Consider the following 19,163-nt stretch of genomic DNA (forward strand, 5'->3'; position numbering starts at 1 on the left):
TATTCTAAAAATACTGGGTTATTATTAAGTCAGCTGATATCATTGATACCAGATAAAGGCAAAGGAAGTGGAGATATAATGAAGAGTACCGCCAAAAAACTAGTTATTTATTCAATGGTAGGGCTTCTGCAATTAGGGTTATTTGCTTCGGCGGCCGAAGCGAAAACCAGACACCCTGAACCGCCGCGTTATGAGCAGCGCAACGATCATCACCGGCAAGACCGGGAAAGGGAAAAAGAAAAAGAGCGCCGGCTGCACGAAGAAAATAAGCGGCACGAAAAAGAGATGAAGCGGCGTCCTTTTGAATCGCAGCGGAAATGGCATGACCGGCAAAAAAAAGAGATTGAACGTCATAAGAGAGCGATACACGACATAATGAGGATGGGCCGCAGGTAGCTTAATTTTGTACATAAATCAGCCTCTGGCCAACGCCAGGGGCTGATTTCGTTTTTGAATTTTTGGGGGTGAAGCTGGTATTGGCAGTAAAAATGGATAATAATAGAAAATTTTTAATGCAATGGTAAGAAAATAATGGTATAATAATATTAGTTATTTAATAATTAATGGCAATTACTATAAAAAATATATTTTAGGAGGGAATGAAAATGCCAGTTGATGGTAAAAGACCGGAGAAAAATTCCTGGCCGGTAAAAGGAAGTATCGCTGTGTTTGCCAGTATCATGTACTTGGTCCTAATGCTGGTATAGTGAGCCGGCGTTAGGGACAGGCTCCTGTTGACAATTTGAGAATACTTGATGCAGCCGCTCTTGTTGACCAAGAGCGGCTTTTGGCCTGCCGGCGGGGCTGCTGCAGGCGTTATCCCGGTGCCAAACGTTTATTTACTGCCCGCTTTGGCGCTGCTGCCAAGCTTAATGCCAAGGTCGACCAGCCGGCATACTCTGGCCGTTGCCGCCCGGATCAGCTCCTCGGCTGAAGCCATGCATTCACTAAGGGGCATGGGGCGGGGAACGATGCTCATCAGTCCGGTAATCCCCTGTTCGAGTACTTGCTCGGCCCCCTGGCCCAGGCTTCCGGAAAGACATATTGAAGGAATGTTATACTGGCGGGCAACTTTAGCCACACCTACCGGCGCCTTGCCGCAGGCTGTCTGGAAATCGGTAGAACCCTCGCCGGTAATTACAAAATCGGCCTGTTGCACAATATCAGCAAACCTGGTAGCGTTGAGGACAATCTCGACCCCTGGTTTTAGTTCCGCATTCGTAAAGAAGAGCAGGCCGGCCCCTAACCCGCCGGCGGCGCCGGCACCAGGCAGCCGGGCCACATCTTTGCCGGTTGCCGTTTGGGCAACAGCAGCAAATTGTTGAAGCGCCTGGTCCAATTCAAGGACCATTTCCGGTGTGGCGCCTTTCTGGGGACCATAGACCGCCGCTGCTCCCTGCGGCCCGCAGAGCGGGTTGTCGACATCGCAGGCCACCAGGATGGCCGCTTCTGTTAAGCGCGGGTCGATACCGGCCAGGTCAATACTCGCCAGTCCGGCCAGGGCGGCGCCGCCGGGCAGCAGCAGGTTGCCGCCGCTGTCAAGGAATTTGACGCCCAAGGCCTGGGCCATGCCGGCCCCGCCATCATTGGTAGCACTGCCGCCAATGCCGATAATAAGCTTGCGGATACCCCGGTCAAGGGCAGCTTTGACAAGCTGGCCGGTGCCATAGGTAGTTGCGGTCCGGGGATCGCGTTTATCTTTGGTTAGCAGAGTCAGGCCTGAAGCGGCCGCCATTTCGATCACGGCCGTTGTGCCATCACCCAATATTCCCCAGCAGGCTTCGGTACTGTCGCCCAATGGACCTGTTACATATTGCCTGATGATTTGTCCGGCCGTGGCTGTGACTAAGGCCGCCACTGTTCCTTCGCCGCCGTCGGCAATCGGTACTTTAGTTACTTTGGCCCGGGGGTAAACAGTGAGAATTCCCTGCTCCATGGCTGCAGCCACGGCAACCGCCGTCAGGCTGCCTTTATACGAGTCCGGCGCTACAACGATATGCACTTTACCACGTCCTTCTTTGGCTTCTGGATAACCTACACTAATTGTACTCATTACGGCCGTTTTTTTCAATTGTCTACAGGTAAAAGGGTGATTTAGGTCGGCTGATCCGTCACAACAGGCTGGAAAAGAAATATCCCCGGGCTAGATACTCGCCGGGGATTGCAAAGGAGAGAGTAATGTTACTTTACAAGTATTTCCGGAAGCAGGTAAAAATAACCGTTAAATATTAATTATTTATAAATAATTAATATTGACAAACTCTAGTAATTAAGGTAGTATTTAGTCAAGAAAGCAAATGCCGCTTTCTCCTCTCCTTTTGAAGCATGCATTTTCATGTAAGCCCTTTGCTGTTGCAGAGGGTTTTTTTGTCCGGGACGGTGCCAATAAGATCGCGCTAATTAATAAAAAGGCCCAGGTAGCAAAATCTCTTACTACATCATACTATACAATATCTCCCCCTACTATACAGTAAAGGAGGTCTACCTATGGGATTTGGATTTGGTGGCGGTTGTGGTGGCCGCGGTGGTGGCAGCTGGATTATTATTATCATTATCATTATCCTGCTGTTCTGCTGCTTTGAGGACGATTGCAGTCCAACCTGCTGATAAGTTAAGTGTTTTATCTGCGTTAAACACAACTAATCTGTAAGTACCGCCCGCATAGTTAGTTAGTTAGTTGTGTCAAAAGCCGTCTGCCTGAAGGCAGACGGCTTTTTTCGGCGGCAGCCGGTTTTTCCGATTTGCGGTGATAAGAAATATGACCAGTGGCAAAATACCGCAATGATTCATACTATACAATATCTCATCCTACTACATAATAAAGGAGGTATATCTATGGGATTCGGATTTGGTGGCGGTGGCGGCGGCGGCCGTGGCGGCAGCAGTTGGATCATCATAATAATTATTATTATCCTGTTATTTTGTTCATTTGACAATGATTGCAGCCCAACCTGTTAATAAGTAATAAGCGCTTAGTGGGTAACACCATGGCCGTCTACCTTTGGGTAGGCGGCTTGTAGTTTTTCCGGTGGCCTGGATATTGTTCAGCGTGATGAATTCACTAAAAATGAAATAATTGGCAGGATAATGGGGGTAGATAGCCAATATGTATATTGAATATTCAAATAAATAGGAGGCCGATGATGGAAAGTGAAATTGCGAACCGTTTAAAACTAAGGTACTCACCGATTGCGGTTTTATTTGCCAATGCGAAGCCAGCGGCGGCGCTCGAGTTTGCGGCCGGGCGCTGGGGTTGTGTCGCTGCTCTGTTAACAGCAGCCGCTAAGGGCCGCCAGGCCGTCTTTAGCCGCAGCAGCTTCGGCTGTTTGGGCGGCGGGGTAGGCTTGGGCTTTGGCAATATGTATCCGCAATTTCCCGGCGGCTTTGAGCACTTTCTTTCCACCGGAAAAGAGGGCTACCGCGAGGGGGAGGCGTACAAAAAAACACCTGAACTGGCCAAGAGTTTTGTTGAATCCCTGCCAATTACTGATATCCCTGAACAATTCGTTGTTTTTAAACCACTGTCTGCTGTCGAGCCACAGCGGGAGGAACCGCGGGTTATTGTGTTTTATGCGAATCCGGACCAGCTTTCGGCGCTGGTTGTTCTGGCTAATTACGGGCGCCCCGGCCATACCAATGTTGTTATCCCTTTTGGTGCCGGCTGCCAGAGTACCTGTTTGCTCCCCTGGCATGAAGCAGGTCAGGAATATCCTAAGGCCGTTGTCGGGATGACGGACATATCGGCGCGCCCGGTAATCGACGCCGATTTATTAGCTTTTAGTGTACCCTGGGTAATGTATCAGGAAATGGAAAACAATGTACCAGGCAGCTTTCTGGATAAGCCGGCCTGGCACAAAGTCGCTGAACGTATCCCTGAAGCTAAATAGTTATAACGGCAGGATGCCGTAGCTGCAGGAGACTTGAGAATTGCAGGTGTAGTTAGATGGAGTTTGTTGTGCATGTCAGTACGCTCATTGAACGTAACGGTAAGATTCTGTTTGTGCAGGAAAAAAAGCCCCAGGCCTACGGGCAATATAATTTGCCTGGCGGGCATCTGGAGCTGGGGGAGGATATCATTGCCGGCGCTAAACGGGAGGTGCAGGAAGAGGTTGGCTTTGCTGTCGAGCCCGCCGGCTTTCTGGGGGTCTTTGAGGGGGCCAGTGATAATCATTATATTAATTTTGTTTTTTATGCCCAGGCCAAAGCCGGTGATACTCCCCGGCCACAGGCTGATGAAATCCTGGATTGTCACTGGTTAGCGGTTGCCGATATTGAAGCCATGGCTGATGCGGAATTTAGAAATGCCAGGCGAATAAGGCTGATTGTCCGTGAGTTTCAGCAAGGCAGAGTATATCCCCTGCCGGTACTTCACCGGATTTAAAGCGGCGTTAGCAGCCGCCACCGCTAAGTGTTAGCGTAGGTGGTGGGAGTGTATGCCGGAATTTATAAAAATTCGGGGCCATGTCTAAGGGATAAGAAAAATCTTTACCCTAAAGGGCACAGGCGGCTTCTGCCGGCGGCCTAAAGGGACTTGGCATAAGCCGAGTTTTTCTAACAGATAACAGGCGGGGAGATTATGAGGCTGGAGCAGATCTGAGGACAGGCCTGCCCATATGCGCGGGAATACTGGGGGCTGGATTTTGCTGCCGTCATTGGCGTGAAGCCGGTCTTGGCAGCTGAACTGGAAAGAATTGGGGCCGGCAGCTGGACCGACCCCCTTAGGGCAAACTGTATACGGAATTTTATTTACGCCTGACGATTGGCCCAAATTGCTGCTGTTTTATAGGGGAATTTATCAAAAAAAAGTTAATATTTACAGAATGGTTACAGTCATTGTATAATTTCAATGTTAACCAATTTTATTTTCATGGTTGACAAATAGTAAATTGGTTAACCGAATTTTATATTTTGGTTAACGATGGCGGCTGATAAGCGGTATGGAGCAGGCCGGTAGGGAATAGTGGGACAAAGAGGGGGGCTAAGATGCAGAAAAAGGTTGTCTGGATAACTGAAGTCAGCCTGCTGGCTGCTTTTATCACAATCACCGGGATGTTTAAGTTGCCGGGGCTGATGCCGGGAACCGAATTTCAGTTGTCAGCCCCGCTGGCGGTGGGGATTTGTGCGGTGTTTGGGTTTAGCAAATACATGGCGGCCGGGATGGTGTCAAGCACAGCCGGCCTGATTCTTGGCACTCAGTCTTTATTCAATGTGTTTGTCGCGATGGTATTCCGGGTTACTGTTGGCTTAATTGTAGCACTAGGGGGACGGTCATGGCCGATACTGGTGCTGGCCGGTCCGGCCGCTTCCGCGGTTGCCAGGCTGGCGCTGAGTGGAATGATTGGCAAAGCGGCGATTCCGCTCATGCTGGCAGCTGTGCCGGGAATGCTGTACACAGCCCTGCTGGCATGGCCTCTGACAGCCCTGCTTAGCCGGGTGAGAGACCAGAAAGGAAAGGTTAGACGTTATGCTGTACAGCGTTAGGATGCGGGCCGCGCAAGGGGGGCCGCATGAACGGGGCGGAAAACATATTGCGGGAGCTGAACGGCTGGTAGAGCGAGAATTACTGACGGCGACAGCAGCGGCCATGCTGGAGCGGGCCTTGTCCCATAGCCGGGGAACGGCCGACTTTACAAACCTTATTGTGGAAGCGGTTCCTGCCGGCGATATCCGGACAGTAAGCTGCCTGCCTGTTATTTCAGTGGCGGCCGCCGATGTGAAGGCTGGCCGGGCGTTGGCCCTAGCTGCATTAATTAAGGCCGGGGTTACGCCGGCAGCAGCGGCGGCGGGCCTCCAGGTATTGCAGGATACGAATAATAGGCGGGGGGCCATCATTGCCGCTGCCTGTACCGGTGTCAGGCTGGATACAAGCGGCGAACGCGGTATTCGCGTATCACGGATGGATAGTGCGGATCAACCGGCGTATTGGCGGTGGCTGGAGAGACAGGGGTATACCAATGTCCATATCAGGGAAGCTCTTATTCTGGCCACCAAGGTTATGGCGGCACCGGGGATAGTAGCTGAACTGTGCTGGTCAGATGACCCCGAATATATGGCGGGCTATGTCGCTACACCAGCCGGGTATACCCGGTTTACCCGGCTAAAGCCCTATGGCAGTGACAGCGGGGGCCGGATTCTTTTTGTTAAGAAGAATACCGATATGGCTGAGCTTATCAACTACCTGAGGTTTCAGCCTGTATTTATCAGGGTGCCGGAGGAGGAGGGAGCCAATGCAATTCCTGGCTGATTATTTAGAGCAGGTAAAAGCAGCGCGTTTATATCGTCAGACGGTAGTCTACAAACCGGTTAGTGCTGCCCATGTACAGCTTAACGGCCAGACCTGCCTGCTGCTGGCCTCTAACAACTACCTGGGATTAACGCATGATCCGGCAGTGCGGCAGGCCGCTGTTGATGCGATCAGGCTGTATGGTACAGGGGCAGGCGGTGCCAGGCTGACCACCGGGACGTTCCCGCTGTATGAACAGTTAGAACAGGAGCTGGCGGCATTTAAGGGGGCGGAGGCGGCCTTGGTGTTTAACTCCGGTTATATGGCCAATACCGGCATTATCAGTGCGCTGGCCGGTCCGGCTGATGTTATTTTCAGTGACGCGCTTAATCATGCCAGTTTGATTGACGGGTGCCGGTTAGCCAGGGCCCGGGTCGTTATATACCGGCATGCAGATATGGAACATTTGGCGTATCTGCTGCAAATGACAGCCTGCGCCGGTAAGCGGCTGATCATTACCGATGGCGTTTTCAGTATGGATGGCGATATAGCACCACTGGGGTCAATCGTTCAAATCGCGGCCAGGTACAAGGCCCTTATTGTTGTTGATGATGCCCATGCAACCGGCGTGCTTGGCCCGGGCGGCCGGGGGACGGCGGCTTATTGCGGCGTGGCTGATAAAGTCCATGTCCAGATCGGCACTCTGAGCAAGGCCCTGGGGGCGGAAGGCGGTTTTGTCACAGGCAGCGGGGACTTGATTGATTACCTGAAAAATAAAGCCCGCAGCTTTATTTTTTCAACAGCATTAGCGCCCGCGACGATAGCGGCGGCCCTGGCAGCGCTGCGGGAGCTGTCAGCCAGACCGGAACTGGTGGCGAAGTTAACCGATAATGTGCTGCATGCCCGCACCCTGCTGCAGGCGGCAAAGATACCGGTGCCTGCGGGCATAACACCGATAATCCCGGTTATCGTGGGCGATAGCGGCATTGCTGTCCGGATAACCTCTGAACTACAGCAACAAGGCCTAATAATTACTGCTATCAGGCCGCCGACAGTACCGGCCGGCACCAGCCGCCTGCGGCTGACGGTAACCGCGGCTCACACGCGGGAGGAGCTGACGGCTGCCGTACACGCTATCAGGCGGACGCTTACCCTGTGCGGGAAGCGGCGGGAATAAAATGCAAACAGGTTTATTTATTACGGCAACAGATACGGATACGGGGAAAACATTTATCACCGGTGCTATTGCCGCGGCGATAAAAGCACGCGGCATTACTGTCGGCGTTGTCAAACCGGTGGCATCAGGCGGTACCGCCGACAGTAGCGGCCGGCTGGTGTCGGCAGATGCCACTTTTTTGATGCTGGCGGCCGGTATGGGGGAAGCACGGCGCCAGCAAGTCAATCCTGTTTGTCTGGCCCCGGCGCTGACCCCGGCGGTAGCGGCAGTTGAGAGTGGGGTGACGATTGATGTTGCTCAGCTTATCGGCATTTCCCGGGCAATGCTTGCCTGCTCGGCAGTAACCCTGATTGAAGGGGTGGGTGGGATTACCGCGCCGCTCTGGCAGGACTATCTGGTTGCCGATATGATGCTGGCCCTCGGGCTGCCGGGGCTCCTTGTTACCAGACCCGGCCTGGGAACAATTAACCATACCGTGCTGACTGCCAAATACGCCAGCCAGCGGGGCATACAGCTGGCCGGCATTATTATCAACCGCTGGCCGGAAGAAAGGGTTACGGTGCGGGAACGCAGCAATCTGGAGTATATTGAACGCCTGACCGGCTTGCCGGTATTGGGCAAATTTCCTGCGGTGCCGGGGGTTATTTCCGATCAGACGGCAATGGCCCGGCTTGCAGTACTGGCAGAAAAGCATCTGCCGATTGATCATTTCATAAAATTGATGACAGGAGGGGGTTGCTCTGCAGACGGCAACACGGCAAGATAAACAATATGTCTGGCATCCCTTTACGCAGATGCAGGATTGGATATCAGGGCCGCAAACCATGATTGCCGCTGCCAACGGCATCAAGCTTATTGATACTGAAGGCAATGAGTTTTTTGATGGTGTATCGTCACTCTGGGTCAACATTCACGGCCATCGCAAGGCCGCGATTGATGAGGCCATAGTCAGGCAGCTTGGTCAGGTGGCGCATACGACAATGCTGGGGTTAGCCAATCTGCCGGCTTACGAATTGGCCGGACAGCTGGTCGGTATTACGCCGGCCGGTTTGAATAGGGTATTTTACTCGGATGATGGTTCAACCGCGGTGGAAGTGGCCCTGAAAATGGCATTTCAGTACTGGCGGCACCAGGGGAAGCCGGACAAGCAAAAGTTTATTTCGCTGGAACAGGCTTATCATGGCGACACTGTGGGTACAGTCAGCGTTGGCGGCATTGATTTGTTTCACCGGGTATTCAAGCCGCTATTGTTTACGCCGGTCCATATACCGGCTCCGTCCTGTTATCACTGCCGGCTGGCTGCCGACCCGGCTGAGTGCGGGCTAAAGTGCGCAGCCGTATTAGAGCAGGTCCTGGCAGAACAGCATGAGGAGGTGGCCGGCCTGATTATTGAACCCCTGGTCCAGGCGGCCGCCGGCATGCTGATGTCGCCGCCGGGCTATCTGGCTAAAGTGCGTGAAATTACCCGGAAATATGATGTTTTGCTTATTGCTGATGAAGTGGCGACAGGCTTTGGCCGCACAGGCACAATGTTTGCCTGTGAGCAGGAAGCCGTAGCGCCGGACCTGATGGCATTGTCCAAAGGCATCACCGGTGGCTATATGCCCCTGGCAGCAACGCTGACTACCGACGAAGTCTATAATGCTTTTTTAGGTGATTATGCTGCTAAGAAGACCTTTTATCATGGCCACTCCTATACCGGCAATCCTCTGGCCTGTGCCGCGGCGCTGGCTAATCTGAGGATATTCCGGGAAGAAAAGGTGATTGAAGGGCTTGGTCCTAAGATCGCTGCTATTGCAGACCGGCTGGCCGAAATGGCAGTCCTGGCCCATGTGGGACAAGTACGCCAGTGCGGCCTGATCGTCGGCATTGAGCTCATGCTGGATAAAAGCAAAAAGGTTCCTTACTCCTGGGAACAGGCCGCAGGCGCCAGTGTGTGCCGGCAGGCGCGCAAGTATGGGCTCATCATCCGGCCAATCGGCGATGTTGTTGTTTTTATGCCACCGCTGGCGAGCACGGTGGCTGAGATTAATACGATGCTGGCTATTATCAAACGCTCTGTCACTGAGGTTACTGCCGCCGACTGGGCTGATGATGGCCTTCAGCCAACTGATTTATAGGGAACCGGCTAAGCAGGGAATTTTGGATAAACAATTGACAAAGTTGGCAGCGTTTACTATACTGGAATAAATGAACCTTTAAGACGGTCCAGAGAGGCCGGCAAGGTACGCAATGACAGTCTCTTTATGCGGACTTTACAGCCTCTCGCCTATGCGAGAGGCTTTTGTATTGTGTACCGGGGTATAAAAAGGAGGAATTTCAATGTCCAGACGCATTATTCAGGTTGAAGACAAGCTTCCCCTGCTCCAGTCTATTCCCCTGAGCTTACAGCACTTATTTGCCATGTTTGGCGCCACTGTCCTGGTTCCGTTTTTATTCAAGGTTAACCCTGCTACCTCGCTGCTTATGAATGGTATCGGCACCCTGATTTATCTGTTTGTGTGCAAGGGGCGGATTCCTGCTTATCTTGGTTCCAGCTTTGCTTTCATTTCACCGGTGTTTCTGATTATGTCCCAGTATAGCTATGCGGCGGCCCAAAGCGGCTTTATTATGTTTGGTATCTTTTTTATGCTGATGGCTTTGCTTGTGAAAAAAGTAGGCGTCAAATGGATAGACGTCGTCTTCCCGCCTGCCGCCATGGGGGCCATTGTGGCCACGATTGGTCTGGAACTGGCGCCAACTGCGGCCGGGATGGCCGGGCTGACCGGCGATTTAATGCAGCAATTGAATATCCCTGCCGATAAGGCTGTTATTGTCTCCGTCTTCACTCTAGCCGTTACGATTCTGGGGTCGGTGCTGTTTCGCGGCTTTTTTGCGGTAATCCCGGTGTTGATCGGGGTACTGGCAGGCTATGGTTTGTCACTTATTCTGGGTATTGTTGACCTTAACAGCATTGTGAACGCGCCCTGGTTTGAGGTTCCCACCCTCTACACGCCTGAATTCAATCTCCAGGCGATCATTATTATCCTGCCGGCGATGCTGGTGGTACTGGCCGAACATATCAGCCACCTTGTTGTTACCGGGAATATTGTTGAGCGGGATCTGATCAAACAGCCCGGTCTTCACCGGTCCTTGTTTGCCGACGGGGTGTCCAATGTTCTGTCAGGGTTTGTCGGGGCGACACCCAATACTACCTATGGTGAAAACATTGGGGTCATGGCAATTACGCGAGTCTATAGTGTGTGGGTTATCGGCGGCGCTGCTGTCTTTGCGATTGGCCTGTCTTTTGTCGGCAAGCTGGCTGCCCTGATTCGCAGCATCCCGGTGCCGGTTATGGGAGGGGTATGCCTGTTGTTGTTCGGTGTAATCGCGGCGGCCGGTATCCGGATGCTGGTTGAGAAAAAAGTTGATTATACCCAGGCGAAAAACCTGATTCTGACCTCGGTAGTGCTTGTTCTGGGGCTAAGCGGCGCCGCCGTTACGCTGGGCGCTGTTGAACTGAAAGGTATGGCGCTGGGGACCGTGGTTGCAGTGCTGGTTAGCCTGGCCTTTGAACTGTTTGACAAGCTGGGGCTCCTGAACGACAAAAATGAGGCTGTTGCTGAGACCGCGGCGCAGAAAGCCAAACCCTGATAAAAGATATAATTTTATAAATTAAAACAGTGCCGCTGGGCAAGCGGCACTGTTTGCATTAGCAGAATATGTATCTACAGACACCTCTGCGCGGTTTTTTAGACTTAGTTGCTGTTGGCAAAAGCTTGAAGGGCGTGGGTAAAATCGGCAGGCAGCGGGGCATTAACGGTAATTTGCTGATTATCTCCCAGCCGCTCGAAGGTGACCGAAGCGGCATGCAGGGCTTGCCTGGGCATAACCGGCGAGCGGGCCCCGTACATGCGGTCGCCAATAACGGGGTGCCCGAGGTGGGCCATATGGACCCGGATTTGATGGGTTCGTCCGGTATCCAGCATTAATGCCAGTAAAGCGGTGCCGGTAAAACAACGGATTGTCCGGTAATGAGTCACGGCCGGTTCCCCGGTTTGGCTGACGGCCCGGCGATTGGCTAAACTTGGGTGGGGGCCGAGAGGCGCGTTGATTATGCCGGCCGGAGGCTCAACGCGGCCTGTAATTAAGGCCCAATAGCTGCGTTTTAATACCCGGGCCTGTAGCTGTTGTTCAAGCAGGAACTGGCTGCGGGCGTCCTTGGCGCAGATGACGCAGCCTGATGTGTCCCGGTCCAGGCGGTGGACAGGGCGAATTGTGCTGACTATGCCGCGGCCGGCTAGATGATACGCTAAATAGTTGGCCAAGGTACCGCTGGTCGTCCGGCCGGCCGGATGTACAAGCTGATGAGGGGGTTTGTTCAAGACCAGCATGTAGTCGTCCTCATACAGGATTTCAATATTTCCCGGTTCAGGCTGAACGCCATAAGCTAAGTCTTCGATAACCAGAACCCGCAAGGTGTCCTGCGGTTTCAGCGGCTTTTGCAGGAAAGCCGCTTTGCCGTTTAGGTAAATGCCTTTTTGCCGGGTTAATTTTTGAAGCTTTCGCCCCGAATAATGCAAGACTTGTTTCAGGTAGTTTTCGATAGTGATGCCGTTATGGTCTGGCGTGATTTTATGGGTCTGAAATGATTTCATGGAGCTGCCTTCTTTCCTGATGTGAGTGTAAACTGAAGTCTTGAACGGCGTGGCTGAATTGCCTGCTATAGCAGCTAAATTCCGGGGAGTGCTTTCAAAAGGTGGATTTTCTTGCTAAACTTAATATAAAGGAAAAAAGTAAAATTGGCAAATTCATTTGTTATATAGTCTGTACAAGTTAATTTAAAGTTAAATTTTGAAAAGATCAGTAATTTGACGATGCTGATTATTGACTTTTAAAAATTTAAATGGTAAAATTTTCACAAATGCATAGTGCGCTTCTGGGCTGCTGATCAGGAGCAAAGGCCAACTCAATCAAATATATATTCAGAGCTTGCCTGCATAAGGCTTTTTTTAGTCTGCAGAATTTATAAATGGATTCAGTGGACATAAGAACGACTATACCCTAAAGGGCTTTGGCACAAGCCAGGTCTTTTCTTATTTTGACAGGGTTAGCAGGGAAACGGAGGGATTTTTATGTCATGTAAGACACTGTTTAACAGTTTGCAGAGTAAGATGACGGCGGTATGCGTGCTGATGGCCCTGGTGCCGGCGATCATTATCGGGCTTGTTGCCAGTCAGAAGGCTAATGCGTTATTGGATACTTCCGGCAGAATGACCCAGGCGAGTAAGGCAACACGGGTTGCAGACCGCTTAGATCAGTATTTGCTGGATGGCCAGGCTAATATCAGTGCCCTGGCTAAAACCCCGTTTATAGCGGCCATGGGTTCGCGGGAACAAGCACAGACATTGCGGGCTTTTTACGAGGGAAACGGCATGTTTGAACTGCTTTTCTGTGTAAATCCCCAGGGTATTATCCAGGGTACCTGGCCGCACTCCGATTTTGGCGGCAAGAGGGATTTTACTGACAGGCAATGGTTTAAGGATGTTATCAATGCTAAGAAAACTGTCATTTCGGACACCTACGTGTCGGCTTTTACCCAGCAGGCAACGGCGCCGATTGTCGCCCCGATTTTTGATGAACAGGGACAGCTGCTTGGTTATGTTGGCGGCAATATCAAGCTGGACAATGTAACAACACTAGCCAAAGAGTTAAACGAGGGCGCTACCGGCAAAGCCATTATTCTCGATAAAAAGTTCTTTTATCTTACTGACAGCCGCGATGAGGGCAAAGCGAAAGCCCACGAATTATATAAAGATGAGCAGATTTTACCGATCCTGTCGAGTGGTACCGGCCAGGTCACTGTTATCGGGTCTGATCTGGTCAGTTATGCCCCGATCGGGCAGACCGGCTGGTCGGTGTTAAAACTGCAAAGCACGGACGAGGCAATGGCCAGTGCCGGCGATTTGCAAAAGTTTATTATGGTGATACTGCTGATTTCCGGCTTAGGTATTGGTGTGGCCGGTTTTTACCTGGTAAAACGAATTAGTAAGCCGATCACTGCGATTGCGGCCGCTGCCGAACAGATTGCCGCCGGCCAGATTGTTAAGGCCGATATTGACTATCAGGGCGAGGATGAGTTAAAGCGCCTGATCAATTCTTTTGGGACTATGACGGAAAACCTCCAATCCTTATTACAGCAAACAAGCCGTTCGACCGTACTGGTGGCTAATGCTACCGGGTTTTTGGCAGCCAATGCCGAGCAGTCGGCCCAGGCCTCGAATCAGATTGCGATAGCCATTGGTGAAGTGGCCGCCGGTTCGGAAAAACAGATTTATGCCGTGCAGAGCACGGTGGCTGTTGTGGATGAAATGGCTAAGGGCCTGAACGGGGTTGTTGCCAGCATGAATGAAGTGGCGTCAGCTTCGCAGCAAACGGCACTGGCGGCTAATGCCGGCAATAAAGAAATTGTTTCGGCAGTTACCCAGATGAATCATATTGAAACTACGGTAACCAATCTCGCCCAGGTTATTACCAAACTTGGCGAGCAGTCCCAGAAAATCGGCCAGATCATCAACACAATTTCCGGTATTGCCAGCCAGACTAATCTGCTGGCCCTTAACGCCGCCATTGAGGCCGCCCGGGCCGGGGAGCAGGGACGAGGTTTTGCTGTTGTTGCCGAGGAGGTGCGCAAACTGGCTGAACAATCGGAAGACGCTGCCAAACAGATTGCCACTCTGATCAGGGAGGTTCAGCTTGATACGGCAAGCGCCGTTGCGGCCATGAGCGACGGCAGTAAACAGGTGCAGGTTGGCTCAGCGGTGGTTAACTCGGCCGGGAAAGTCTTTAGTGAGATTGAGACGCTAATTGCAGCTGCAACCGATAAGATTCATACTGTTTCTGACGATGCGCGGCAAATGGCCGCACGGGGCGGCCAGATTGTGGCGTCGGTAAGGGAGATTGAGGAGATAAGCAAGGAGAATGCCATGCATACCCAGTCTGTTTCGGCTGCCACTGAAGAACAAACGGCTGCTATGCAGGAAGTTGCCTCATCAAGCCAGGGGTTGGAAAACATGGTGCAGGAACTTAATGCAGTAGTAAAGCGATTTAAAATTTAGGCGTCCGGCTATAGGGGGGCGGCTAGAAACCTCAAGGGTACTGCCAAAAACAAGTATAGCCCGGTTAGCGGGTTATACTTGTTTTTTGTACAGCAGCACTTTTTAGGCGGCTGTAGTTATGGTATGATACATAAAAATAGACTTTGATTGTAATAGATAATTGTTTTCTAAAACATGGAAGGACCGAAGAAAATGACATTGGCGACCCAATTGTTGGCCTGGTATTATAAAAATGGCCGCGACCTGCCCTGGCGCCGGGATAAGGATGCCTATAAGATCTGGGTTTCCGAGATTATGCTGCAGCAAACGCGGGTAGAGGCTGTAAGAGACTATTATACACGGTGGCTGGACAGGTTTCCGACACCGGCGGCGCTGGCGCAGGCCTCTGAGCAGGAGGTTCTTACCTATTGGCAGGGGTTGGGTTACTACAGCCGGGCCCGGCATTTACTGGCCGGAGTCAGGGAGGTCTGCGCGGAATACGGCGGCAGGGTACCTGATAATCCTGCTCTGATTCAACGGTTGCCAGGGGTTGGTGAGTATACTGCCGGGGCTATTGCCAGCATTGCCTATAATCAGGTGGCACCGGCCGTTGACGGTAATGTGCTGCGGATCTTTAGCCGGCTGTTTTGCCTGGAGGAGGATATTGCGAAGACGGCCACTAAGCGGGCGGTTGAGCGCCTGGTTATGCAGCATATCTCCCGGCAATGCCCGGGTGATTTTAATCAGGCCCTGATGGATTTAGGCGCTATGATCTGCATTCCCCGGCGGCCACGCTGCCCTTTATGTCCGTTAGCTGATCTATGTGAGGCTTACCGGCGGGAGGTTCAGGATATGCTGCCGGTACGGGCGCCGAAGAAGGCGCCCCAACTGGTTACCCTGGCGGCCGGGGTTGTGCAGCGGGCTGGGAAATTCCTGGTGCAGCAGCGGCCGGCAACCGGTTTGTTAGCCGGGATGTGGGAGTTTCCGGCGACCGAAATGGGGGCAGGGGACGTGGCGGCTGCGCAGTTAAGAGAAAAATTCCGCTGTGAACTGCAGCAGACTGTGGAAATCGAAGAAAAAATATTGCAGTGCCGGCATACGTTCAGCCATCGCCAATGGGATATTGCTTTTTACCGGTGTCAATGGCTGGCCGGTGATAAACTCCGGGAGCAAGCCTGCTGGCTGGGCAAGACCGAATTGGGGACAGTACCCTGGGCCGGTCCTCATCATAAAATGGCGTTGGCGTTAGCTGAAAGACTGCCCAATAAATAAACAAACATCAAGCGACTCCCCGGTCAGTGATCAGGGAGTCGCTTGTAATCTGGAGGCGTTTAATCTCCGGGGGAACCGCAGGCCCAGGGCGGTGAAGCTGCCGGCTATGGAAAAAAGATGCGGCCGCTTGCAAAAATCATAGCTGGTGTGTAACCGATAAAGCAACCCGGTCATAGCATATAGCAGATGGCCTGATTGTTAGCTGCGGCTAAAAGATATAGATACCTGTTAGCTGGAGCTAACTTATATTTTTGGGCAATCTGTTAGCTAAGGTTAAGTTAGGGAGGGTTGTATATGGATACGTATCCTATGTCACCGATGTCAACAATTGCGCTTTCGGAATTAGCGGTAGGGGCATCCTGTTATGTGGCCAGCGTGGAACTGGAAGGGTTATTGCGACGGCGGATACTGGATTTAGGCATGGTGCCGGGGACATCTGTCCGCTGCGTGCGGAAAAGCCCGGCCGGTGATCCGATTGCGTATGCGGTCCGGGGCAGCACAATTGCCCTGCGGAATGACGATGCCCGTCTTATCCGGGCGTATGTAACCGATAACACCGACCTGGACGGGAGGCGGTAGGCTGTGGCCCAGGCAGTAGATTCACCTAAACGGGTATTGCGAGAACAGTTCGGGGTTTATTCCAACCCTGGTCAATTCGTTATCGCCCTGGCCGGGAACCCCAATGTTGGTAAAAGTACTGTTTTTAATGCCCTTACCGGCCTGCGCCAGCATACCGGCAACTGGCCGGGAAAAACGGTCGACAATGCGCAGGGAACCTTTACGTATCATAATAAATCCTTTTTGCTGGTTGATTTACCAGGTACTTATTCGATTTTAGCTCATACTGTGGAAGAGCAAATCGCCCGGGATTTTATTTGCTTTGGCTGTCCTGATGTAGCCCTGGTGGTAGTAGATGCAACCTCGCTGGAACGAAACCTGAATCTTGCGCTGCAGGTAATGGAAATGACGCCGCAGGTTGTTGTGTGTGTCAATCTGATTGATGAGGCCCGCAAGAAAGGCATTGAAGTCGATATCGACGCTTTGGAAAAAGAACTTGGCGTGCCGGTGGTAGCAACAGCAGCACGCCAAAATGAAGGCCTTGATCACCTTTTATACACGTTGCATCGTGTAGCCACAGGTGAATGCAAGACAAAACCAAACCAATTAATATATTCACCGGCAGTGGAGCAGGCCGTGCAATTGCTGCTGCCAGGGGTGGAGCGTCTGATTGGTGCCAGGCTTAATTCCCGGTGGGTGGCACTCCGGCTGCTGGATGGCGACAGGGCGTTTATCGAACGCATCGGCATGCACCTCAATCTTACTGAGGTAAGCATTGTCAAGGAGGCCGCCAACCGGTGAAAGACAATGTAAAACCGATGAGCACGCTGGCCCAGTTATGTGCGGAGGCTGATTCCATCCGTCTCCGCCACGATAACACATTAGGCGATAAAATAGTGGAAGATATTTATGCTAATGCCGAAAGAATTGCCCGGAAAACAGTGATAGCACCGGCTGCAGATAAGTCCCAGTGGGATAACAAACTGGACGATATTCTGACATCCCGTATTTTCGGCTATCCGATTATGCTTATGCTGCTGGGGCTGGTTTTCTGGATTACCATTAAAGGGGCCAACGTCCCTTCAGGCCTGCTGGCCGGCATGTTTTTCAGTTTTCAGGAGCAGTTAACTATATGGTTTCAGGCGGCCGGGGCCCCGGACTGGCTGCATGGGGTTCTGGTCCTTGGCCTCTATCGGGCCATGACCTGGGTTATCTCGGTCATGCTGCCGCCAATGGCTATATTCTTTCCTTTATTTACCCTGCTGGAGGATTTGGGGTATTTGCCCCGGGTGGCCTTTAATCTTGATAATATGTTTAAAAAATGCAAGGCTTGCGGCAAACAGATTCTGACGATGTGTATGGGGTTCGGCTGCAATGCGGCCGGGGTAGTGTCCTGCCGGATTATTGATTCACCCCGTGAACGGCTGATTGCGATCTTAACCAATAATTTTGTTCCCTGCAACGGGCGGTTTCCGACCCTGATAGCGATTGCAACCATCTTTGTGGGCGGGGCTTTGGCACCGCAATATGAAACTGCGATTGTCACGGTTTTCATGACCGGCCTGGTGATGCTGGGGGTTGCTTTTACTTTTGCCATGTCCTGGCTGCTGTCACATACTGTCCTGAAAGGCGAGGCCTCTTCCATGGTACTGGAATTGCCTCCCTACCGCAAGCCGCAGATCGGTTCTGTAATTTACCGGTCAATGATTGACCGGACGTTGTTTGTTCTCAAGCGCGCGGTGATCATGGCAGCTCCGGCCGGTGTTATTACCTGGATTTTTGCCAATGTGTACATAGGTGATACCAGTATTCTGCTCCATCTGGTGGGATGGCTTCAGCCGCTTGCTTACGCCATCGGTCTGGACGGATACATCCTGCTGGCCTTTATCTTAGGGCTGCCGGCTAATGAAATTGTTGTGCCGATTCTGCTGATGAGCTATTTGTCTACCGGCTATATGATTGAACTTGATGAGCTGTCACAGCTGCATCAAATATTTATCAGCCATGGCTGGACCTGGTTAACGGCCTTGAATACGATGTTGTTTTGTCTGCTGCATTGGCCGTGCACCACGGCCTTGCTGTCAACCTATAAGGAATCCGGCAGTGCCAAGTGGACGTTGCTGGCTTTCTTACTGCCGACGGCAGCCGGTTTTGCGGTGTGTTTTGTGGTTGCTCAGACGGCCCGCTTTTTCGGATTGGTATAGTAGCTGCCGCCCGGGGGCCGGCAAAAGCCCCCGGCTTTATTTATCTTGCAGAAAGCAGAGCCCCTTGCTGCTAATGTCAAGCACGGCTAGATCCTAAGGGCACAGGCGGCTTTTGCCGGCGTCTGGCCCAAGCCAGGTCTTGTCTTAGGAATCCAGCATCTGACAGCTCTCAAGAAATGCATAGAATTGCTGATAAACATCGGGATTTTTCCGCATAAACACCACCAGGGCCTGAAATGAGCCGATAGTCGATTTTGACAAATAGTGCTCGATTGCTTCGGCTTCGGCGGCAATATTGCAGTTTGCCTGCAGCATTAACAAAAATTCCTGTATGATCTGGTTGCGGCGGACAAGAAATTTACCGGTTTCGTTCCCTGTTGCCGTCAGGGCGATATGGCCATATTTCTGGTAGGTGATGTAGTTGAGGGCTTTGAGTTTGCGCATGGCTTTGGTAACAGACGGCAAAGAAACATTGAGCTTATGGCTGATATCTGTCACCCTGACCACACCGAGGCTGGTGTGGAACCGGTATATTTCCTCAAGATAGTCTTCCAGACTTGGTGAAAGCAGTATCCACACCCCCTCTGCATGATCACTGAAGACCGGATAAGCGTAAGAGACAGTATTCGCAGCAGGACTATTTTGACAACTAC

At 52.0% G+C, this 19,163-nt stretch carries 18 protein-coding genes; 15 read left to right on the forward strand and 3 right to left on the reverse strand.

Features of this window, described 5'->3' with window-relative positions; genetic code table 11:
• Positions 1-78 precede the first annotated feature (78 nt).
• On the forward strand, positions 79-396 hold the full coding sequence (locus SPTER_RS06220; protein WP_144349531.1) for a hypothetical protein: 318 nt from the start codon (positions 79-81) through the stop codon (positions 394-396).
• A gap of 439 nt (positions 397-835) precedes the next feature.
• Here SPTER_RS06220 and SPTER_RS06225 read toward each other — a convergent pair whose 3' ends face one another.
• Positions 836-2,002 (reverse strand): glycerate kinase, encoded by a 1,167-nt coding sequence (locus SPTER_RS06225; protein WP_144352777.1) that lies wholly within the window; start codon positions 2,000-2,002, stop codon positions 836-838.
• Positions 2,003-2,835: 833 nt separating this feature from the next.
• On the opposite strand from SPTER_RS06225, the gene SPTER_RS25600 reads away from it, so the two are divergent.
• From SPTER_RS25600 to uraA, 9 genes are all read left to right on the forward strand, one after another.
• A complete protein-coding gene (locus SPTER_RS25600; RefSeq protein ID WP_281289502.1) occupies positions 2,836-2,958 on the forward strand; it encodes a hypothetical protein in 123 nt (40 codons plus the stop codon).
• A gap of 182 nt (positions 2,959-3,140) precedes the next feature.
• A complete protein-coding gene (locus SPTER_RS06230; RefSeq protein WP_246105504.1) occupies positions 3,141-3,887 on the forward strand; it encodes a DUF169 domain-containing protein in 747 nt (248 codons plus the stop codon).
• A 56-nt stretch (positions 3,888-3,943) separates the two neighbouring features.
• Positions 3,944-4,381, forward strand: coding sequence for an NUDIX domain-containing protein (locus SPTER_RS06235; protein ID WP_144349532.1), 438 nt, complete (start codon positions 3,944-3,946; stop codon positions 4,379-4,381).
• A 602-nt stretch (positions 4,382-4,983) separates the two neighbouring features.
• Positions 4,984-5,481 carry a hypothetical protein gene (locus tag SPTER_RS06240; RefSeq protein ID WP_144349533.1) on the forward strand — a complete coding sequence of 166 codons (498 nt, stop codon included), beginning with the start codon at positions 4,984-4,986 and terminating at the stop codon, positions 5,479-5,481.
• A complete protein-coding gene (locus SPTER_RS06245; protein WP_144349534.1) occupies positions 5,465-6,244 on the forward strand; it encodes a 6-carboxyhexanoate--CoA ligase in 780 nt (259 codons plus the stop codon). The genes SPTER_RS06240 and SPTER_RS06245 overlap by 17 nt, the downstream gene beginning before the upstream one ends.
• The gene (gene bioF / locus SPTER_RS06250) at positions 6,228-7,400 is read left to right on the forward strand and encodes an 8-amino-7-oxononanoate synthase (protein ID WP_144349535.1); all 1,173 of its coding nucleotides are present in this window, start codon (positions 6,228-6,230) and stop codon (positions 7,398-7,400) included. Before SPTER_RS06245 ends, bioF begins: the two co-directional genes overlap by 17 nt.
• 1 nt (position 7,401) lies before the next feature.
• A complete protein-coding gene (gene bioD, locus SPTER_RS06255) occupies positions 7,402-8,166 on the forward strand; it encodes a dethiobiotin synthase (protein WP_144349536.1) in 765 nt (254 codons plus the stop codon).
• Positions 8,141-9,520, forward strand: a complete 1,380-nt coding sequence (gene bioA / locus SPTER_RS06260; RefSeq protein ID WP_144349537.1) for an adenosylmethionine--8-amino-7-oxononanoate transaminase — start codon at positions 8,141-8,143, stop codon at positions 9,518-9,520. Before bioD ends, bioA begins: the two co-directional genes overlap by 26 nt.
• Positions 9,521-9,722: 202 nt before the next feature.
• Complete coding sequence (gene uraA / locus SPTER_RS06265; RefSeq protein ID WP_144349538.1) at positions 9,723-11,033, forward strand: uracil permease; 1,311 nt, start codon at positions 9,723-9,725, stop codon at positions 11,031-11,033.
• Positions 11,034-11,137: 104 nt separating this feature from the next.
• Here the strand turns inward: uraA and SPTER_RS06270 are convergent, their stop codons facing one another.
• The gene (locus tag SPTER_RS06270; protein WP_144349539.1) at positions 11,138-12,037 is read right to left on the reverse strand and encodes an RluA family pseudouridine synthase; all 900 of its coding nucleotides are present in this window, start codon (positions 12,035-12,037) and stop codon (positions 11,138-11,140) included.
• Positions 12,038-12,514: 477 nt separating this feature from the next.
• Between SPTER_RS06270 and SPTER_RS06275 the strand changes: the two genes are divergently transcribed.
• The 5 genes from SPTER_RS06275 to SPTER_RS06295 all read left to right on the forward strand — a co-directional run bounded on the left by SPTER_RS06275 (position 12,515) and on the right by SPTER_RS06295 (position 18,510).
• Complete coding sequence (locus SPTER_RS06275) at positions 12,515-14,497, forward strand: methyl-accepting chemotaxis protein (protein ID WP_144349540.1); 1,983 nt, start codon at positions 12,515-12,517, stop codon at positions 14,495-14,497.
• A gap of 174 nt (positions 14,498-14,671) precedes the next feature.
• The gene (gene mutY, locus SPTER_RS06280) at positions 14,672-15,748 is read left to right on the forward strand and encodes an A/G-specific adenine glycosylase (RefSeq protein ID WP_246105506.1); all 1,077 of its coding nucleotides are present in this window, start codon (positions 14,672-14,674) and stop codon (positions 15,746-15,748) included.
• A 294-nt stretch (positions 15,749-16,042) separates the two neighbouring features.
• Positions 16,043-16,327, forward strand: a complete 285-nt coding sequence (locus tag SPTER_RS06285) for a FeoA family protein (RefSeq protein ID WP_144349542.1) — start codon at positions 16,043-16,045, stop codon at positions 16,325-16,327.
• 3 nt (positions 16,328-16,330) lie between these two features.
• Positions 16,331-17,107: a FeoB small GTPase domain-containing protein gene (locus SPTER_RS06290; protein ID WP_144349543.1), complete on the forward strand. Its 777-nt coding sequence runs from the start codon at positions 16,331-16,333 to the stop codon at positions 17,105-17,107.
• Positions 17,104-18,510, forward strand: coding sequence for a nucleoside recognition domain-containing protein (locus tag SPTER_RS06295; RefSeq protein WP_211367498.1), 1,407 nt, complete (start codon positions 17,104-17,106; stop codon positions 18,508-18,510). Before SPTER_RS06290 ends, SPTER_RS06295 begins: the two co-directional genes overlap by 4 nt.
• A 144-nt stretch (positions 18,511-18,654) precedes the next feature.
• On the opposite strand, the gene SPTER_RS06300 is transcribed toward SPTER_RS06295, so the two are convergent.
• Positions 18,655-19,089 carry a metal-dependent transcriptional regulator gene (locus tag SPTER_RS06300; RefSeq protein ID WP_246105507.1) on the reverse strand — a complete coding sequence of 145 codons (435 nt, stop codon included), beginning with the start codon at positions 19,087-19,089 and terminating at the stop codon, positions 18,655-18,657.
• Positions 19,090-19,163: the final 74 nt, after the last annotated feature.

It is taken from the genome of Sporomusa termitida, from assembly GCF_007641255.1.
Classification (GTDB): Bacteria; Bacillota; Negativicutes; order Sporomusales; family Sporomusaceae; genus Sporomusa; species Sporomusa termitida.